The sequence below is a fragment of the Pseudomonas sp. B19(2017) genome (assembly GCF_002113165.1).
Classification (GTDB): domain Bacteria; phylum Pseudomonadota; class Gammaproteobacteria; order Pseudomonadales; family Pseudomonadaceae; genus Aquipseudomonas.
Map to the genome: position 1 here is coordinate 121,135 of NZ_NEJR01000012.1, position 17,484 is coordinate 138,618.

Here is a 17,484-nt window from a genome sequence, read left to right on the forward strand (position 1 = left end):
CGGCAACGCCGGTGCCATCCACCCGACCGGTCAGCAATGCGGCAGGTTGCGTACCACGTTCAGCGCCGCGCTGCTCTGCGCCACCGGCATGATTTCGATGGTATTGATGTTCACATGCGCCGGCTGCTCGGCAATCCAGGCCACCGTGGCCGCGATATCCTCGGGCAGGATGGCCTGCACATCCCGGTACAGGGCCTGCACGGCATCCAGGTCACCGTTCAGGCGCACCACCGAGAAATCGGTGCCCGAGCACAGCCCCGGCTCGATGTTGCTCACCCGCACGCGGGTGCCCGCCAGGTCGGCACGCAGGTTGAGGCTGAACTGGCGGACGAAAGCCTTGCTGGCGCCATACACGTTACCGCCCGGGTAGGGGTAGGTGCCGGCGATCGAGCCAATGTTGATGATCATGCCGCTATCGGCTTCCACCATCTGCGGCAGGAACTTGTGGGTGACCATGGCCAGGCCGGTGATGTTGGTGTCGATCATCCGCTGCCAGTTTTCCGCGCTGCTGGCCTGGGCACGGTCCACCCCCAGCGCCAGCCCGGCATTATTGACCAGCAGGTCGATCTGTAGCGAAGCATCACGAATCCGCTCGACCGCCATCTCGATCGACACCGGGTCGGTGACATCCAGCGCCAGCGGAATGAAGTTGGCGCCCAGTTCGGCTTCCAGCGCTTGCAGCTTGTCCATGCGCCGGGCGCCACCGATCACGCGGTAGCCTTTGCCGACCAAGGTACGGCAGATGGCGCGACCAAAGCCCGCCGAGGCGCCGGTTACGAATGCGGTTTTCATCAGTTGTTTCCTTGTCGATGAGTCAGGTCAGGTACTTCAAGCCCAAGCTGGTGAACAGGCAAAGCATCGAGAACACCAGCGCCTTGCGTACCACTTCGTTGCCCTTGCGCAGGGCCAGCGCGCTGCCCAGGTGATTACCGAGGATGTTGCAGGCCACCAGCGGCAACGCCAGCAGGTAGACGACCTTGCCGGCAATGACGAAGGCCACCAGGGCGCCGATGTTGGACGCGAAGTTGAAGGTTTTGGAGTTGGCCGAGCTGGAGACCAGGTCCATGCGCAGCAGGTAATGGAAAGCAATGATGAACATGCTGCCGGTACCGGGGCCGAAGAAGCCGTCATAGAAACCGATGGCCAGGCAGGTCAGCGGGACCACGGTGAACAGCATGCGCGATGACAGTTCGCGCTCCTTGACCGGGCGGTCCTTGGGGGTGAGGAAGATGAGGATGCCGAAGGGGATCAGCGCCAGGATGATCTTGCCCACGGTTTCCTGAGAGATTGACACGATCAGGTGTGCCCCCAGGTAGGCACCGAGCAATGCGAACGGCACGCCGACCAGCGCCACCTGCCAGACCATCTTGCTATTGGCCAGGAAGTTGCGAATGGCCGCCAACGTGCCGAGGGTGCTGACCAGTTTTTCCTGGCCGAGGGCCACCTGGGGTGGCATGCCAACCAGCAGAAAGCCCGGCACCAGGAACAGCCCGCCGCCACCGGCAATGCTGTCGACGAAGCCAGCTACGAAGGCAATCGCCCCGAGCATGAGGATCGCCAGCAACCAGTGCTCCGCCCAGAACGCGCCTAACAGCTCCATAAAGGTATATCCTTATTCCGGCAGATTGAATCGATGCAATGATTGTATTTACAAAAATAACATCGATTCAATGAATTTCTTGTACACGCCGTGAAGCAAGTCCTGCCAAACCGACTAACAATATGATTTAAATGGGTTTTTCTGAAAAAAAGACAGACCGAGGTGCTAAAGCTTAGCCCGTCCAGATTGGCAGCATATGAAGCCAAGCAGGAGGTATGATCGATGCAATCATGGTAATTCATGGGCGGAAATCACGATTACGTCCATCAGGCCTTTCGTGCTAGGCTTCCGCGCTCTTGCAGATTCTGGTGCCATTTCCATGTGGGTTCCTCACTACAGCGACCTGGCGCAGCCGGTCTACCTGATGATCGCCGACGCCCTTGAGCAGGACATCGGCAGCGGCCGGCTCGCTGCTGGCGAACGTTTGCCGACGCTCAAGGACTTGGCTGAGTCCTTGAGCGTGACCCCCGGGACCATCGGCCGGGCCTATGACGAAGCCGCCAAGCGTGGCCTGGTGGTGGGCGAAGTCGGTCGAGGTACCTTCGTGCTGCCGCAACCGCAGGTGCCAAATGCTGCCCCTGTCGTCAGGCCCGGACCTGCGCCGGCCGAGCGTGAGAGCGGCCAGATCGACCTGTCGATCATCAAGCCCAACGATGCCCACATGACCGACTGGCTGCGCGGGGCCATAACCAAGCTGGCCGCGTCGCCCGACCTGACGCAAGTACTCGACTACGTCACCGAAGGTGGCCACGCGACCCACAAGCAGGCCGGCGCTGCCTGGATCCGGCGCCGGCTACCCGAGGCGTGCTGGCAGCAGGTGGTACTGACTTCGGGGGCACAGCACGGTCTACTGGTGGCCATCGCCAGCCTTTCCAAGAGCGACGATGTGGTGCTATGCGAGTCGTTCTGCTACCCGGGCATCATCTCCCTGGCCCACAGCATGGGCCGCCGCCTGCGCGGCGTGGCCATGGACGAGCACGGCCTGATTCCCGAAGCATTGCGCGCGGCGTGCCTGGAGCACCGCCCTTCCCTGCTGGTGTGCGTCACCACGCACCAGAACCCGACCAACTCGATCATGCCCCACGCACGGCGCCAGGCCATCGCCGAGATCGCCCGCGAGTTCGACCTGTTTATCGTCGATGACGATATCTACGGTTTCCTCGAGCCCGCACCGGATTACCAACCGCTTGCAGCCTATGCGCCCGAGCGCTCGGTGTATCTGACCAGCCTGTCCAAGAGCGTGCTGCCGGCGCTGCGCATCGGTTACCTGTATGCCCCGCCGCAAACGCTGTCGCGGCTATCGTCGATGGTACGCAGCAGCGTCTGGATGCCATCACCGTTGATGGCGCAACTGGCCAGCAACCTGATCAACAGCGGCATGGCCGACCAGCTAGTGAGGGAACAACAGGAAGAGGCGGCCGCGCGCCAGCAAATGGCCCGGGAGATTCTTGGCAAGTACAGGATCCGCAGCCAGCCCAACAGTTTCCACATCTGGCTGGAGTTGCCGCAGCCATGGACCAGCGATGAGTTCGCCAACCTGGCGCGCGACAATGGCGTCACGGTAGTCAGTGGTAGTCAGTTCCTGGCTGAACGCAGTCACGCTACCTGCGGCGTGCGCATCGCCCTGATGGCCCCCAGCCGCCAGGAACTCGGCTTTGCCCTGACCAAGCTGGCCAGCCTGCTGGACTCGCCGGAGCCGCGGTTGTTCTATTGAAGCCAGAAACTGACGCCGTAAAAAGCGCCGCCGCCAACAGAGCGAACGCAACCGGCAAACGGCTCGTCGGCCGCCCCTGCTCACCTACCCTCTTAGCGCTGCCGCTGGCCAACAACACACCAAAGAAACAGGTCAGCAAGCCAAGAAACTGCCAAAGCGACAATTCATCACCACCTAGCCAGGCCAGCGGCATAGTAAGCAGGCACCGTGACGTCTGTCAGCACGCGAGGATAAAATTTCCTCGCCCTTCTGGCCTGCCTGCCCCTCAGTTGATTCTTATATTAAAGTTATCACCACCCAGATAACGGAGATGAACTGTTCCAGTAACAACCTGCCCATCAGGCGCGATGAGCTTGTAAATCGTCACCAGAAACTCCTCTCGCCCCATTGCCTTCTTTGAATACAGATAACCACCCAAGGTAAACAGCGCACCGCCAGCCATCATTATCGCCGGCGCGTACATCTGGACATACTGAAACCAGGAGGGGCCGGTTGATCGGTAGTAAGTGATCGTCGACGGGCCGAAAACCAGCGCTCCGATGGCCAGCGCAGCGATGGAAAAACCTAGCAGGAGCAGTAAGCCCCCAGTATAACCGGCGCCCTTTTTACAACCATTACGGTACACCGCGTAACCATCACAGAACCCCGGGACACGATAATCGCCTGACGAAGAATTCAGCTGAATTTCAATTTGATCAAACTCTTCACTTTCTGATTGCATGATCCACCCCCTGAAAAAAGTAGATGCTAAGCAATCGCGGCAGCTGATAGTTGACGCAAGAGCAAACTCAGAAATGCCCTACAACAAAAGAGACAATTTATATGAGTATTTTGATGTTCACGCCATGACCGCTTATTGCGTCATTCCCTCAGGCATAAAAAACCCGGAGCGATTGCTCCGGGTTGCTGGTACAGCGCGATGCCTTACCGTTCGAATCAGAACGGGATATCGTCATCGAAGCTGTCAAAGTCAGCCGCCGGCTGCGGTGCGGGCTGCTGTGGTGCTGGACGCTGAGGGGCCTGCTGCGGGCGCTGGGCCTGCTGACGTGGCGGAGCCTGATTGTACTGTTGCTGCTGGCCGCCACCGTAGTTGCCGCCACCTTGGTTGTACGGGTCACCGCCCTGCTGCTGGCCCTGCGGACGGCCGCCGAGCAGCTGCATGGTGCCGTTGATGTCGACGATGATCTCTGTGGTGTAGCGCTTGATACCGTCTTTTTCCCATTCGCGGGTCTGCAGCTTGCCTTCGATGTAGCACTGCGAACCCTTGCGCAGGTATTCGCCGGCGATTTCGGCAACCTTGCCGAACAGCGACACACGGTGCCACTCGGTACGCTCGACCTTCTGGCCCGACTGCTTGTCGGTCCACTGCTCGCTGGTAGCCAGGCTCAGGTTGGTCACGGCGTTACCGTTGGGCAGGTAGCGGACTTCGGGATCCTGGCCACAGGTGCCGACCAGAATGACTTTGTTAACCCCACGGGCCATAACGTTCTCCTAGGCTTCGCACGCCGAAGAGGCCGGGTTCACCAGGCGCTCGAGGGTCGTGCGGTCCAAAATTTTCGTATCCAGTTTGATATAGATGGCAGCTTCTTCTGCCACCACGACGGCGTCGGTCACACCCGGCACGGCCATCAGGCGCTCGGTCAGGCCGGCTTCCCGGACTGCCTCTGGCGTCAGCGGCATGCGCAGGCTGGTCACATAGGGCGGCTCGTTCATGCGCAAGGCGACGACCAACCAGATGGCACACAGTACCGCACAACCGAGGAACACCATGTTCAGCCCGCCGTGCTGGAACAACCAGCCACCGAGGATTCCTCCCAGGGCAGCGCCGAGGAACTGGCTGGTGGAGTAAACCCCCATGGCCGTTCCCTTGCCACCTGCAGGCGACACCTTGCTGACCAGCGAAGGCAGCGATGCCTCCAGCAGGTTGAATGCAGTAAAGAATACCACGGTGCCGATCACCAGTCCGCGCAAACCGTCAGCCCACTGCCAGAAGAACACCTCCACCAGCAGCAACACACTGACCGCCCCGGCCAGCACGCGTTTCATCTTGCGCTTTTTCTCGCCGTAGATGATGAACGGGACCATTGCAAAAAATGAGATGAACAACGCGGTCAGGTATACCCACCAGTGCTGCTCCTTCGGCAGACCACCGCGCTCGACAAAGGCCAGTGGCAGCGCGACGAAGCTGGCCATGAGGATGGCGTGGAGGATGAAGATACCCACGTCCAGGCGCAGAAGGTCCGGATGACGCAGGGTCGGGCCGATAGCCTGGCGCGCCACACCCGACTCACGGTGCTGCAGGATGCTGTGGGTATTGGGCACGACAAAAGCGATCAGCAGGATGCCGACCAGGGCAAGTCCTGCCGTGGCGAGGAACAATCCTGACAAGCCAAAGGCACGAGTCAGCAATGGGCCGACGACCATGGCGACGGCAAACGACAGGCCGATGCTCATGCCGATCATGGCCATGGCCTTGGTCCGGTGCTGCTCGCGGGTGAGATCGGACAGCAGCGCCATCACCGCAGCGGAAATCGCCCCGGCGCCCTGCAGGATACGCCCGGCGATCACCCCCCAGATGGAGTCGGCCTGGGCCGCCAATACACTGCCAAGGGCAAAGATGACCAACCCCAGGTAAATCACCGGCCGGCGGCCGATGCGGTCGGAAATCATCCCGAACGGGATCTGCAATACCGCCTGGGTCAAACCATAGGCACCAATGGCCAGGCCAATCAGCGCAGGCGTGGCGCCGGCCAGGTCCATGCCGTAGGTGGCCAGCACCGGCAAGACCATGAACATGCCCAGCATACGAAAGGCAAAGACCAGGGCCAGGCCGCTAGCAGCGCGGGTTTCGCCGCTGCTCATGCGCTCGTTGTGGGTGTCGTGCATGGATAAACCTCGTGTGAACCGGCGGCGATTCTATCAGTCCGACAGCTTGACGGCATCTACGCGACGCTTTGCCGCGTACTGGCAGCGCGCCGTATACTTCCTTGTTTATGCCCGCCAAGCGAGGCCGCAGTGGACAAGATCCTGATTCGTGGGGCGCGTACCCACAACCTGAAGAACATCGACCTGACCCTGCCGCGGGACAAGCTGATCGTGATCACCGGCCTGTCCGGTTCCGGCAAGTCGTCCCTGGCGTTCGATACCCTGTATGCCGAAGGCCAGCGCCGCTATGTGGAGTCGCTGTCGGCCTATGCCCGGCAGTTCCTGTCGATGATGGAAAAACCTGACGTCGACACCATCGAAGGCCTGTCGCCGGCCATTTCCATCGAGCAAAAGTCGACCTCGCACAACCCCCGCTCCACGGTCGGCACCATCACCGAAATCTACGACTACCTGCGCCTGCTGTACGCCCGCGTTGGTACCCCACGCTGCCCGGACCACGACATCCCGCTGGAGGCGCAAACGATCAGCCAGATGGTCGACCTGGTGCTTGAGCGACCGGAAGGCAGCAAGCTGATGCTGCTGGCGCCGGTGGTTCGCGAGCGCAAGGGCGAGCACCTGGCAGTGTTCGACGAGCTGCGCGCCCAGGGCTTCGTGCGTGCCAGGGTCAATGGCAAGCTCTACGAACTCGATGAACTGCCCAAGCTGGACAAGCAAAAAAAGCACAGCATCGATGTGGTGGTGGACCGCTTCAAAGTTCGCGCCGACCTGCAACAGCGCCTGGCCGAATCGTTCGAGACGGCGCTCAAGCTGGCCGACGGCATCGCCCTGGTGGCGCCGATGGACGACGAACCCGGCGAAGAGACGATCTTCTCCGCGCGCTTCGCCTGCCCGGTCTGTGGCCATGCCATCAGCGAGCTGGAGCCGAAGCTGTTCTCCTTCAACAACCCGGCCGGCGCCTGCCCGACCTGCGATGGCCTGGGGGTGAAGCAGTTCTTCGACACCAAACGCCTGGTCAATGCCGAGCTCACCTTGGCCGAAGGCGCGATCCGTGGTTGGGACCGGCGCAACGTGTACTACTTCCAGATGCTCGGTTCGCTGGCCGCGCACTACGGCTTCAGCCTGGAGGAACCGTTCGGCGAACTCTCGGCCGAGCACCAGAAGGTGATCCTGCAGGGCAGCGGCAAACAGAGTGTCGACTTCAAATACCTCAACGACCGTGGTGACATCGTCAAGCGCTCGCACCCGTTCGAAGGCATCGTGCCGAACCTCGAACGCCGCTACCGCGAGACCGAGTCGGCCACCGTGCGTGAAGAACTGGCCAAGTTCCTCGGTACCCAGCCCTGCCCGGATTGCCGCGGCACCCGCCTACGGCGTGAGGCACGGCATGTATGGGTGGGCGAGAAGACCTTGCCCGCAGTGACCAACCTGCCGATCGGTGAAGCCAGCAACTACTTCGGCAAGCTGACCCTGACCGGTCGCCGCGGCGAAATTGCAGCGAAGATCCTCAAGGAAATCTGCGAGCGCCTGCAGTTCCTGGTCAACGTCGGTCTCGACTATCTCACCCTCGACCGCAGCGCCGATACCCTGTCCGGTGGCGAAGCGCAGCGTATCCGCCTGGCCAGCCAGATCGGCGCGGGCCTGGTGGGGGTGATGTACATCCTCGATGAACCCTCCATCGGCCTTCATCAGCGTGACAACGACCGCCTGCTGGCCACCCTCAACCACCTGCGCGACTTGGGCAACACGGTGATCGTGGTGGAACACGACGAGGACGCCATTCGCCTGGCCGACTACGTGGTGGACATTGGCCCGGGGGCCGGCGTGCACGGCGGGCAGATCGTCGCCGAGGGCTCGCCGCAGGAGGTCATGGACCACCCCGACTCGCTGACTGGCAAGTACCTTTCCGGGCGCAAGAAGATCGTCGTACCGGCCAAGCGCACGCCGCGCAACAAAAAGCTTCAACTCAAGCTCAAGGGCGCGCGTGGCAACAACCTGCAAAACGTCGACCTGGAAATCCCGATCGGCCTGCTGACCTGCGTGACCGGGGTTTCCGGCTCGGGCAAGTCGACGCTGATCAACAACACCCTGTTCCCGCTGGCCGCTACTGCACTGAATGGCGCAAGCAGCCTGGAAGCGGCGCCGCATGCCAGCATGGATGGCTTGCAGCACCTGGACAAGGTTGTGGATATCGACCAGAGCCCGATCGGCCGCACACCTCGCTCGAACCCGGCGACCTACACCGGCATCTTCACGCCTATTCGCGAGCTGTTCTCCGGTGTGCCGGAATCGCGTTCGCGTGGCTACGGCCCGGGGCGCTTCTCGTTCAACGTCAAGGGTGGCCGTTGCGAGGCCTGCCAGGGCGATGGCCTGATCAAGGTGGAGATGCACTTCCTGCCGGACATCTATGTGCCGTGCGACGTGTGCAAGAGCAAGCGCTACAACCGCGAAACCCTGGAGATCAAGTACAAGGGCAAGAACATCCACGAGGTGCTGGAGATGACCATCGAGGATGCCCGCGAGTTCTTCGATGCGGTGCCGGCGCTGGCGCGCAAGCTGCAGACGCTGATGGATGTGGGGCTGTCATATATCAAGCTGGGGCAGTCGGCGACCACACTGTCGGGCGGCGAAGCACAGCGGGTGAAGCTGTCGCGGGAACTGTCCAAGCGTGACACCGGCAAGACCTTGTACATCCTCGACGAGCCGACCACGGGCCTGCACTTTGCCGATATCCAGCAGTTACTGGACGTGCTGCATCGGCTGCGTGACCACGGTAATACCGTGGTGGTGATCGAGCACAACCTGGATGTAATCAAGACCGCGGACTGGCTGGTGGACCTGGGGCCGGAGGGTGGCTCGAAAGGCGGGCAGATCATTGCCTGCGGTACGCCGGAAGAACTGAGTACGATGAAACAGTCGTATACCGGGCACTACCTGAAACCGCTGCTGGAGCGGGATCGGGCGTAAGGCCCTGCGGGCGCTTTGCGCCCCCATCCGACCGATACGGAGCGGCAAGGCCGCTCCCACAGGAGTAATGCATTTCCCTGTGGGAGCGGCCTTGCCGGGGCGCCGTACCGGTCGGATAGGGCTGCAAGGCAGCCCCAGGCTTTTACATCTGCGACTGCAGGTAATTCTCGAGGCCAATGGCCTTGATCAGCCCCTGCTGCTTCTCCAGCCAGTAGGTGTGATCCTCTTCGGTATCAGCCAGCTGGGCGCGCAAGATGTCGCGGCTGACGTAGTCCTTGTGCAGCTCGCACAGTTCAATGCCCTTGCACAGCGCTCCGCGCACCTTGTACTCGAGCTTGAGATCAGCCTCGATCATTTCCGGCACGGTGCTGCCGACCTCCAGATCGTCCGCACGCATGTCGGGAGTACCTTCAAGCATGAGGATGCGACGCATCAGGGCATCGGCGTGCTGCGTTTCTTCTTCCATCTCATGGTTGATGCGCTCGTAGAGCTTGGACAGGCCCCAGTCTTCGTACATGCGCGAGTGAATGAAGTACTGGTCGCGTGCCGCCAGTTCGCCCTTCAGCAGCGTGACGAGGTAGTTGATTACGTCCGGGTGGCCTTGCATCGCCCTGCTTCTCCATGTGAAAACGTCTATGCCACATAGTGTGAACCAGCTTTTGCCCGCGGTCACTGAAAAACGCGCAATTTGAAGCAAAAAATCGGTTAAACAGTAGTGATATTCATTGAAAAACCGCCCAAATGAGGGCGGTTCTTCTTATCACTTCGACTTAAGCCAGGTTGATGCCCAAGGCCTTGGCAACCCCTTCGCCGTAGGCCGGATCGGCCTTGAAGAAGTATTGCAGCTGGCGCAGGACCACGTCTTCGCTGACGCCTGCCATGGTGCCGGCAATGTTGTTGACCAGCAGGGCTTTCTGCTCATCGTTCATCAGGCGGAACAGTGCGCCGGCGTGGCTGTAGTAGTCGGTGTCTTCGCGGTGATCATAACGGTCAGCCGAACCCTTCAGGGCCAGTGCAGGCTCGGCATGGCGCGGCGACTGCTTCGGTGCATCACTGTAGCTGTTGGGCTCATAGTTCGGGGCGCTGCCGTAACTGCCAGTGGCCATGGAACCATCACGCTGATAGCTGTTAACCGGGCAACGTGGCGCGTTCACCGGCAGTTGCTGGTGGTTGGTGCCCACCCGATAGCGGTGCGCGTCAGCGTAGGCGAATACCCGCCCTTGCAGCATGCGGTCTGGCGACAGGCCGACACCTGGCACCATGTTGCTGGGCCCAAACGCAGCCTGCTCGACCTCGGCAAAGTAGTTGAGCGGATTGCGGTTGAGCTCCAGCACCCCCACTTCGATCAACGGGTAATCCTTCTGCGACCAGGTCTTGGTCACGTCAAAAGGGTTTTCGTCGCGGCTGGCCGCCTCGGCTTCGCTCATCACCTGGATGCATACGGTCCAGCGCGGGTAATCTCCTCGCTCAATGGCTTCGAACAGGTCGCGCTGGGCGTAGTCCGGGTCAGTACCAGCCAGACGCGCAGCATCTGCCGGCGTGAGGTTTTTGATGCCTTGCTGGGTCTTGAAGTGCCATTTGACCCAGGTGCGCTCACCCTCGGCGTTGATCAGGCTATAGGTGTGGCTGCCGAAGCCGTGCATATGGCGGTAGCCGTCCGGGATGCCACGGTCGGAGAACAAGATGGTGACCTGGTGCAGCGCCTCGGGGGAGTGCGACCAGAAGTCCCACATCATCTGGGCATTCTTCAGGTTGGATTGCGGATGCCGCTTCTGGGTGTGGATAAAGTCCGGGAACTTCAGCGGGTCGCGAATGAAGAACACCGGCGTGTTGTTGCCGACGATGTCCCAGTTGCCTTCCTCGGTGTAGAACTTCACGGCAAAACCGCGCGGGTCGCGCTCGGTGTCCGCAGAGCCACGCTCACCACCAACAGTGGAGAAGCGCAGGAAGGTCTCGGTCTGCTTGCCAATCTGTTCAAACAGCTTGGCACTGGTGTAGGCGGTGATATCGCGGGTAACGGTAAAGGTGCCATAGGCGCCCGAGCCCTTTGCGTGCACGCGACGCTCAGGAATGTTCTCACGGTTGAAATGGGCAAGCTTCTCGATCAAGTGGAAGTCGTCGAGCAGCAACGGGCCGCGTGGGCCGGCGGAACGGGAATTCTGGTTATCGGCTACGGGTGCACCGCTGGCGGTGGTGAGAATCTTGCTCATGGGCTCTCCATACGGTCTTCAAATGCCGGCTTGGCGGCTGTGGAGAGAGTATTGACGAGCAAGGTTACAGGTACAAATTCATTACCTGACTTGTATCAATAGAAATAAACAATACATACAGAAACAAAAAACCGGGCACTAGGCCCGGTTCTTTGCAGCAGACAGAACGTCTTACTCAGCAGCTTCTACAGCACCGCCGACAGGACGATCAACCAGCTCGACGTACGCCATAGGCGCGTTGTCGCCAGCGCGGAAACCGCACTTCAGGATGCGCAGGTAGCCGCCCTGACGGGTGGCATAACGCTTGCCCAGGTCGTTGAACAGCTTACCAACGGCGGATTTCGAACGGGTACGGTCGAAAGCCAGACGACGGTTAGCTACGCTGTCTTCCTTGGCCAGGGTGATCAGCGGCTCGGCAACGCGGCGCAGTTCCTTGGCTTTCGGCAGGGTGGTTTTGATCAGCTCGTGCTCGATCAGCGACACTGCCATGTTCTGGAACATAGCCTTGCGGTGAGAGCTGGTACGGCTCAGGTGACGTCCACTTTTACGATGACGCATGATTCATTCCTTACCAAACACTACGTTCGGTGATTACGACGATCAGGCGGTCGCCTTGTCGTCTTTCTTAAGACTTGCAGGCGGCCAGTTGTCGAGGCGCATGCCGAGAGACAGACCACGAGAGGCCAGGACGTCCTTGATTTCAGTCAGGGACTTCTTGCCCAGGTTAGGAGTCTTCAACAGCTCTACTTCGGTACGCTGAATCAGGTCGCCGATGTAGTAGATGTTCTCCGCCTTGAGGCAGTTGGCCGAACGTACAGTCAGTTCCAGGTCGTCAACCGGACGCAGCAGGATCGGATCGATCTCGTCTTCCTGCTCGACTACGACAGGCTCGCTGTCACCTTTGAGGTCGACGAACGCGGCCAGCTGCTGTTGCAGGATGGTCGCAGCGCGGCGGATAGCCTCTTCAGGATCCAGGGTGCCGTTGGTTTCCAGATCAATGACCAGCTTGTCCAGGTTGGTACGCTGTTCAACACGGGCGTTTTCGACCACATAGGCGATACGACGCACCGGGCTGAACGAAGCGTCCAACTGCAGACGGCCAATGCTACGGCTTTCGTCTTCGTCGGTCTGACGGGAGTCGGCCGGCTCGTAACCACGACCACGAGCTACAGTGAGCTTCATGTTCAGGGCGCCGTTCGACGCCAGGTTCGCGATTACGTGATCGGGGTTGACGATCTCGACATCGTGATCCAGCTGAATATCGGCAGCGGTAACCACCCCCGAACCCTTTTTCGACAAGGTCAGCGTAACTTCGTCACGACCGTGCAGTTTGATAGCCAGGCCTTTCAGGTTCAACAGGATTTCAATTACGTCTTCCTGAACACCTTCGATCGCGGAGTACTCATGGAGTACGCCGTCGATCTCGGCCTCGACTACTGCACAGCCAGGCATGGAGGACAACAGGATGCGGCGCAGCGCGTTGCCCAGGGTATGGCCGAAGCCACGCTCGAGAGGCTCGAGCGTGATCTTGGCGCGGGTCGGACTGACTACCTGCACATCAATGTGGCGGGGAGTCAGGAACTCATTTACCGAAATCTGCATGGATGCACCTATTTTCTAGCCCTTACTTGGAGTAGAGCTCGACAATCAGGTTCTCGTTGATGTCGGCAGACAGGTCGCTGCGAGCAGGAACGTTCTTGAAAACGCCCGACTTTTTAGCAGCATCCACGTCAACCCACTCAACGCGGCCACGCTGGGCGCACAGTTCAAGGGCTTGAACAATGCGCAGCTGGTTCAGCGACTTCTCGCGAACCGCGACCACGTCACCCGGACGAACTTGGTAGGATGGAATGTTTACAGTCTTACCGTTGACGCTGATCGCTTTGTGCGAAACCAGCTGACGGGACTCGGAACGAGTCGAGCCGAAGCCCATACGGTAGACGACGTTATCCAGACGGCACTCGAGCAGTTGCAGCAGGTTTTCACCGGTTGCGCCTTTTTTCGAGGCTGCAGCCTGGTAGTAACCGCGGAACTGACGCTCCAGAACACCGTAGATACGACGAACTTTTTGCTTCTCGCGCAGCTGGGTACCGTAGTCGGACTGACGGCCACGGCGCTGGCCGTGGATACCTGGGGCTGCTTCGATGTTGCACTTCGATTCCAGAGCGCGAACGCCGCTCTTCAGGAACAGGTCAGTGCCTTCACGACGAGACAGTTTGCATTTTGGACCAATGTAACGTGCCATTTATCTGTCTCCTGATTACACGCGACGCTTCTTCGGCGGACGGCACCCGTTGTGCGGGATTGGCGTCACGTCGGTGATGCTGGCGATCTTGTAGCCGCAGCTGTTCAGTGCACGAACGGCGGACTCACGACCTGGACCTGGACCCTTGACGTTTACGTCGAGGTTCTTCAGACCGTATTCCAGCGCAGCTTGACCAGCACGCTCAGCAGCGATCTGGGCTGCGAACGGGGTGGATTTGCGCGAACCACGGAAACCCGAACCACCGGAGGTCGCCCAGGACAAAGCATTGCCCTGACGGTCGGTGATGGTCACGATGGTGTTGTTGAAAGAGGCATGGATGTGGGCGATGCCATCAACCACTGTCTTTTTGACTTTCTTACGAGGACGAGCAGCAGGTTTTGCCATGTCTATATTCCTGGGCGATTACTTGCGGATCGGCTTACGCGGGCCCTTACGGGTGCGTGCGTTGGTCTTGGTGCGCTGACCGCGAACCGGCAGACCTTTACGATGACGCAGGCCGCGGTAGCAACCCAGGTCCATCAAGCGCTTGATCTTCATGTTGATGTCACGACGCAGGTCACCTTCGGTGGTGAACTTCGCGACTTCGCCACGCAGGGTTTCGATTTGCTCGTCGCTCAGATCCTTGATCTTAGCGGCTGGGTTTACACCAGCGTCTGCACAGATCTTCTGTGCAGTAGTGCGACCGACACCATAGATGTAGGTCAGCGAGATAACAGCATGCTTGTTATCTGGAATGTTGACGCCTGCAATACGGGCCATTCAGTGGGACTCCAATTGACAGCTACCTACGCCCCGGAAGCCAAGAAATAGGGCGCGAGATAATATCGCTGTAGAAACGAATAATCAACCCAGCAGCACACTAGCTGCTGGGTTTGAAGCGCAGATCACACTCAGCCTTGGCGCTGTTTGTGACGCGGTTCCGCGCTGCAGATCACTCGTACGACGCCTTCGCGACGGATGATCTTGCAGTTACGGCACAGCTTTTTCACCGATGCACGAACTTTCATTACCGACTCCTCGAACCTTAGGGGCGTATCAGCGCAGCAGACCGCTGCCACCGTAGCCTTTCAGGTTGGCTTTCTTCATCAGGGATTCGTACTGGTGCGAAACGAGGTGCGATTGTACTTGGGACATGAAGTCCATCACAACCACTACCACAATCAGCAACGAGGTCCCGCCAAGGTAGAACGGCACATTTGCTGCCACCACCAGGAACTGGGGCAGAAGGCAGACGGCCATCATGTAAAGAGCACCGAACATGGTCAGACGGGTCAGAACGCCATCAATGTAGCGCGCCGACTGCTCACCAGGACGGATACCCGGAATAAAGGCACCGGACTTCTTCAGGTTTTCCGCTACGTCTTTCGGGTTGAACATCAACGCTGTGTAGAAGAAGCAGAAGAAAATGATCCCTGCACTAAACAGCAGAATGTTCAACGGCTGACCAGGAGCGATCGACTGCGAGATGTCCTGCAGCCAGCCCATACCTTCGGACTGACCGAACCAGGCACCCAGCGAAGCCGGGAACAGCAGAATGCTGCTCGCGAAAATGGCCGGGATGACCCCTGCCATGTTCACCTTCAGCGGCAAGTGGCTGGTCTGCGCAGCGAAGACCTTGCGGCCCTGCTGACGCTTGGCGTAGTGAACGGCGATACGACGCTGACCACGCTCAATGAACACCACGAAGCCGATAATCGCTACTGCCAGCAAACCGATAGCGACCAGGGCGAAAATGTTGATATCGCCTGTGCGTGCAGACTCGAAAGACTGCCCGATTGCTCTCGGAAGACCGGCAACGATACCTGCGAAGATCAACATCGAGATACCGTTGCCCACACCGCGCTCGGTGATCTGCTCGCCCAGCCACATCATGAACATCGCGCCTGCCACGAAGGTGGAGACGGCGACGACATGGAAGCCCAGGCCTACAGAAAACGCCACGCCCTGGTTGGCCAGGCCAATGGACATGCCAATGGCTTGAACCAGTGCCAGGATAACGGTGCCGTAGCGGGTGTACTGGCTGATCTTGCGACGGCCAGCTTCACCTTCCTTCTTCAACTGCTCCAGTTGCGGGCTGACCGCCGTCATCAGCTGCATGATGATCGATGCCGAGATGTACGGCATGATCCCCAGTGCAAAGATGCTCATGCGCTCGAGCGCGCCACCGGAAAACATGTTGAACAAGCTAAGAATGGTCCCCTCATTCTGCCGAAACAGATCCGCCAGACGGTCCGGATTGATGCCAGGAACCGGGATATGCGCACCTATCCGATAGACGATGATCGCCATGAACAGAAAGCGCAGACGAGCCCAGAGTTCCGACATCCCGCCCTTACCGAGCGAAGAGAGAGCACCTTGCTTAGCCATTTATTCCTCGAACTTGCCGCCAGCTGCTTCGATAGCCGCACGCGCACCCTTGGTGGCTGCGATACCCTTGATGGTGACTGCGCGAGTGACTTCGCCAGACAGCATGATTTTCACGCGCTGTACGTTCTGGCCGATCACGTTGGCATCCTTCAGGGATTGCACGGAGATCACGTCGCCTTCCACCTTGGCCAGCTCGGACAGACGCACTTCGGCGCGGTCCATGGCTTTCAGGGAAACGAAGCCGAACTTCGGCAGACGACGGTGCAGCGGCTGTTGACCGCCTTCGAAGCCAGGAGCGATCGAACCACCCGAACGGGAAGTCTGACCTTTGTGGCCACGGCCGCCGGTCTTACCCAGACCGCTACCGATACCACGACCTGGACGATGCTTCTCGCGACGGGAACCCGGCGCTGGACTCAGATCATTGAGTTTCATCGATTAACCCTCGACCTTCAGCATGTAGTAAGCCTTGTTGATCATCCCGCGGTTTTCGGGAGTATCCTGGACTTCTACAGTGTGACCGATGCGACGCAGACCCAGGCCTTTAACGCACAGCTTGTGGTTAGGCAGACGGCCCGAGACGCTCTTGATCAGCGTTACTTTTACGGTTGCCATGATCAGAAGATCTCCTCGACGCTCTTGCCGCGCTTGGCAGCAATGGATTCAGGAGATTGCATGGCTTTCAGACCCTTGAAGGTGGCGTAAACCACGTTCACAGGGTTGGTCGAACCGTAGCACTTGGCCAGAACGTTCTGAACACCAGCAACTTCCAGGACAGCACGCATTGCGCCACCGGCGATGATACCGGTACCTTCCGAGGCAGGCTGCATGTAAACCTTCGAGGCGCCGTGGGCAGCCTTGGTGGCGTACTGCAGGGTGGTGCCCTTCAGGTCAACCTGGATCATGTTGCGGCGAGCAGCTTCCATGGCTTTCTGGATCGCGGCAGGTACTTCGCGCGACTTGCCACGGCCGAAGCCAACACGACCTTTACCATCACCTACCACGGTCAGCGCGGTGAAGGTGAAGATACGGCCGCCTTTTACGGTTTTGGCAACGCGGTTAACTTGAACCAGCTTCTCGATGTAGCCTTCGTCGCGCTTTTGATCGTTATTTGCCATAACTTAGAACTCCAGCCCGCCTTCACGAGCAGCATCAGCCAGCGCTTTGACGCGGCCATGGTACTTGAAGCCGGAACGGTCAAAGGCAACTTGAGATACACCGGCGGCTTTCGCACGCTCAGCTACCAGCTTGCCAACCTTAGTGGCCGCGTCGATGTTGCCAGTGGCGCCATCACGCAGTTCTTTGTCCAAGGTCGAGGCGCTTGCCAGAACCTTGCTGCCGTCGGCCGAAATGACCTGGGCGTAGATGTGCTGCGAGGAGCGGAACACGCACAGGCGCACGACTTCGAGTTCGTGCATCTTGAGACGTGCTTTGCGAGCGCGACGCAGTCGAGTAACTTTTTTGTCGGTCATTTGCT

20 protein-coding genes are annotated in these 17,484 nt (G+C 59.6%); 2 read left to right on the forward strand and 18 right to left on the reverse strand.

The genetic code is table 11. From position 1 onward, the window contains the following. Window positions 1–30: 30 nt before the first annotated feature. Together CAF70_RS17345 and CAF70_RS17350 are read right to left on the reverse strand one after the other, a co-directional pair. Complete coding sequence (locus CAF70_RS17345) at window positions 31–792, reverse strand: SDR family NAD(P)-dependent oxidoreductase (protein WP_085626160.1); 762 nt, start codon at window positions 790–792, stop codon at window positions 31–33. A gap of 22 nt (window positions 793–814) precedes the next feature. Beyond that, window positions 815–1,600 (reverse strand): TSUP family transporter, encoded by a 786-nt coding sequence (locus tag CAF70_RS17350; protein ID WP_085626161.1) that lies wholly within the window; start codon window positions 1,598–1,600, stop codon window positions 815–817. Window positions 1,601–1,919: 319 nt separating this feature from the next. On the opposite strand from CAF70_RS17350, the gene CAF70_RS17355 reads away from it, so the two are divergent. Beyond that, entirely contained in the window at window positions 1,920–3,314 is a 1,395-nt protein-coding gene (locus tag CAF70_RS17355; RefSeq protein ID WP_085626162.1) for a PLP-dependent aminotransferase family protein, read from the forward strand. A gap of 265 nt (window positions 3,315–3,579) precedes the next feature. Here CAF70_RS17355 and CAF70_RS17365 read toward each other — a convergent pair whose 3' ends face one another. From CAF70_RS17365 to CAF70_RS17375, 3 genes are all read right to left on the reverse strand, one after another. Continuing rightward, window positions 3,580–4,035, reverse strand: a complete 456-nt coding sequence (locus CAF70_RS17365) for a hypothetical protein (RefSeq protein WP_085626163.1) — start codon at window positions 4,033–4,035, stop codon at window positions 3,580–3,582. Between the two features lie 215 nt (window positions 4,036–4,250). Further along, complete coding sequence (locus tag CAF70_RS17370) at window positions 4,251–4,796, reverse strand: single-stranded DNA-binding protein (protein ID WP_003255446.1); 546 nt, start codon at window positions 4,794–4,796, stop codon at window positions 4,251–4,253. 9 nt (window positions 4,797–4,805) lie between these two features. Beyond that, window positions 4,806–6,200 carry an MFS transporter gene (locus CAF70_RS17375; protein ID WP_085626164.1) on the reverse strand — a complete coding sequence of 465 codons (1,395 nt, stop codon included), beginning with the start codon at window positions 6,198–6,200 and terminating at the stop codon, window positions 4,806–4,808. 129 nt (window positions 6,201–6,329) lie between these two features. Here CAF70_RS17375 and uvrA point away from each other — a divergent pair, with 129 nt between their 5' ends. Continuing rightward, entirely contained in the window at window positions 6,330–9,164 is a 2,835-nt protein-coding gene (gene uvrA, locus CAF70_RS17380) for an excinuclease ABC subunit UvrA (protein WP_085626165.1), read from the forward strand. 142 nt (window positions 9,165–9,306) lie between these two features. Here the strand turns inward: uvrA and bfr are convergent, their stop codons facing one another. The 13 genes from bfr to rplR all read right to left on the reverse strand — a co-directional run bounded on the left by bfr (window position 9,307) and on the right by rplR (window position 17,479). Next, complete coding sequence (gene bfr, locus CAF70_RS17385; protein WP_003255449.1) at window positions 9,307–9,771, reverse strand: bacterioferritin; 465 nt, start codon at window positions 9,769–9,771, stop codon at window positions 9,307–9,309. Window positions 9,772–9,934: 163 nt separating this feature from the next. After that, entirely contained in the window at window positions 9,935–11,374 is a 1,440-nt protein-coding gene (locus CAF70_RS17390) for a catalase (RefSeq protein ID WP_085626166.1), read from the reverse strand. A 171-nt stretch (window positions 11,375–11,545) separates the two neighbouring features. Beyond that, window positions 11,546–11,932 (reverse strand): 50S ribosomal protein L17, encoded by a 387-nt coding sequence (gene rplQ, locus CAF70_RS17395; protein ID WP_003255451.1) that lies wholly within the window; start codon window positions 11,930–11,932, stop codon window positions 11,546–11,548. Window positions 11,933–11,974: 42 nt separating this feature from the next. Then, complete coding sequence (gene rpoA, locus CAF70_RS17400; RefSeq protein ID WP_003255452.1) at window positions 11,975–12,976, reverse strand: DNA-directed RNA polymerase subunit alpha; 1,002 nt, start codon at window positions 12,974–12,976, stop codon at window positions 11,975–11,977. A 22-nt stretch (window positions 12,977–12,998) separates the two neighbouring features. Next, window positions 12,999–13,619: a 30S ribosomal protein S4 gene (rpsD, locus tag CAF70_RS17405; RefSeq protein ID WP_003257114.1), complete on the reverse strand. Its 621-nt coding sequence runs from the start codon at window positions 13,617–13,619 to the stop codon at window positions 12,999–13,001. A 15-nt stretch (window positions 13,620–13,634) separates the two neighbouring features. Then, window positions 13,635–14,024 carry a 30S ribosomal protein S11 gene (gene rpsK, locus CAF70_RS17410; RefSeq protein ID WP_003255454.1) on the reverse strand — a complete coding sequence of 130 codons (390 nt, stop codon included), beginning with the start codon at window positions 14,022–14,024 and terminating at the stop codon, window positions 13,635–13,637. 18 nt (window positions 14,025–14,042) lie between these two features. After that, window positions 14,043–14,399, reverse strand: coding sequence for a 30S ribosomal protein S13 (gene rpsM / locus CAF70_RS17415; RefSeq protein WP_003257112.1), 357 nt, complete (start codon window positions 14,397–14,399; stop codon window positions 14,043–14,045). 131 nt (window positions 14,400–14,530) lie between these two features. Next, entirely contained in the window at window positions 14,531–14,647 is a 117-nt protein-coding gene (gene rpmJ / locus CAF70_RS17420; protein WP_002555468.1) for a 50S ribosomal protein L36, read from the reverse strand. A 28-nt stretch (window positions 14,648–14,675) separates the two neighbouring features. After that, window positions 14,676–16,007, reverse strand: coding sequence for a preprotein translocase subunit SecY (gene secY / locus CAF70_RS17425; protein ID WP_003257108.1), 1,332 nt, complete (start codon window positions 16,005–16,007; stop codon window positions 14,676–14,678). Next, entirely contained in the window at window positions 16,008–16,442 is a 435-nt protein-coding gene (gene rplO / locus CAF70_RS17430) for a 50S ribosomal protein L15 (protein WP_003257107.1), read from the reverse strand. Window positions 16,443–16,445: 3 nt separating this feature from the next. After that, window positions 16,446–16,622: a 50S ribosomal protein L30 gene (gene rpmD / locus CAF70_RS17435; RefSeq protein WP_003255463.1), complete on the reverse strand. Its 177-nt coding sequence runs from the start codon at window positions 16,620–16,622 to the stop codon at window positions 16,446–16,448. Between the two features lie 2 nt (window positions 16,623–16,624). Beyond that, entirely contained in the window at window positions 16,625–17,125 is a 501-nt protein-coding gene (gene rpsE / locus CAF70_RS17440) for a 30S ribosomal protein S5 (RefSeq protein WP_003255465.1), read from the reverse strand. A 3-nt stretch (window positions 17,126–17,128) separates the two neighbouring features. After that, on the reverse strand, window positions 17,129–17,479 hold the full coding sequence (gene rplR / locus CAF70_RS17445) for a 50S ribosomal protein L18 (protein WP_009397496.1): 351 nt from the start codon (window positions 17,477–17,479) through the stop codon (window positions 17,129–17,131). Between the last annotated feature and the right edge of the window lie 5 nt (window positions 17,480–17,484).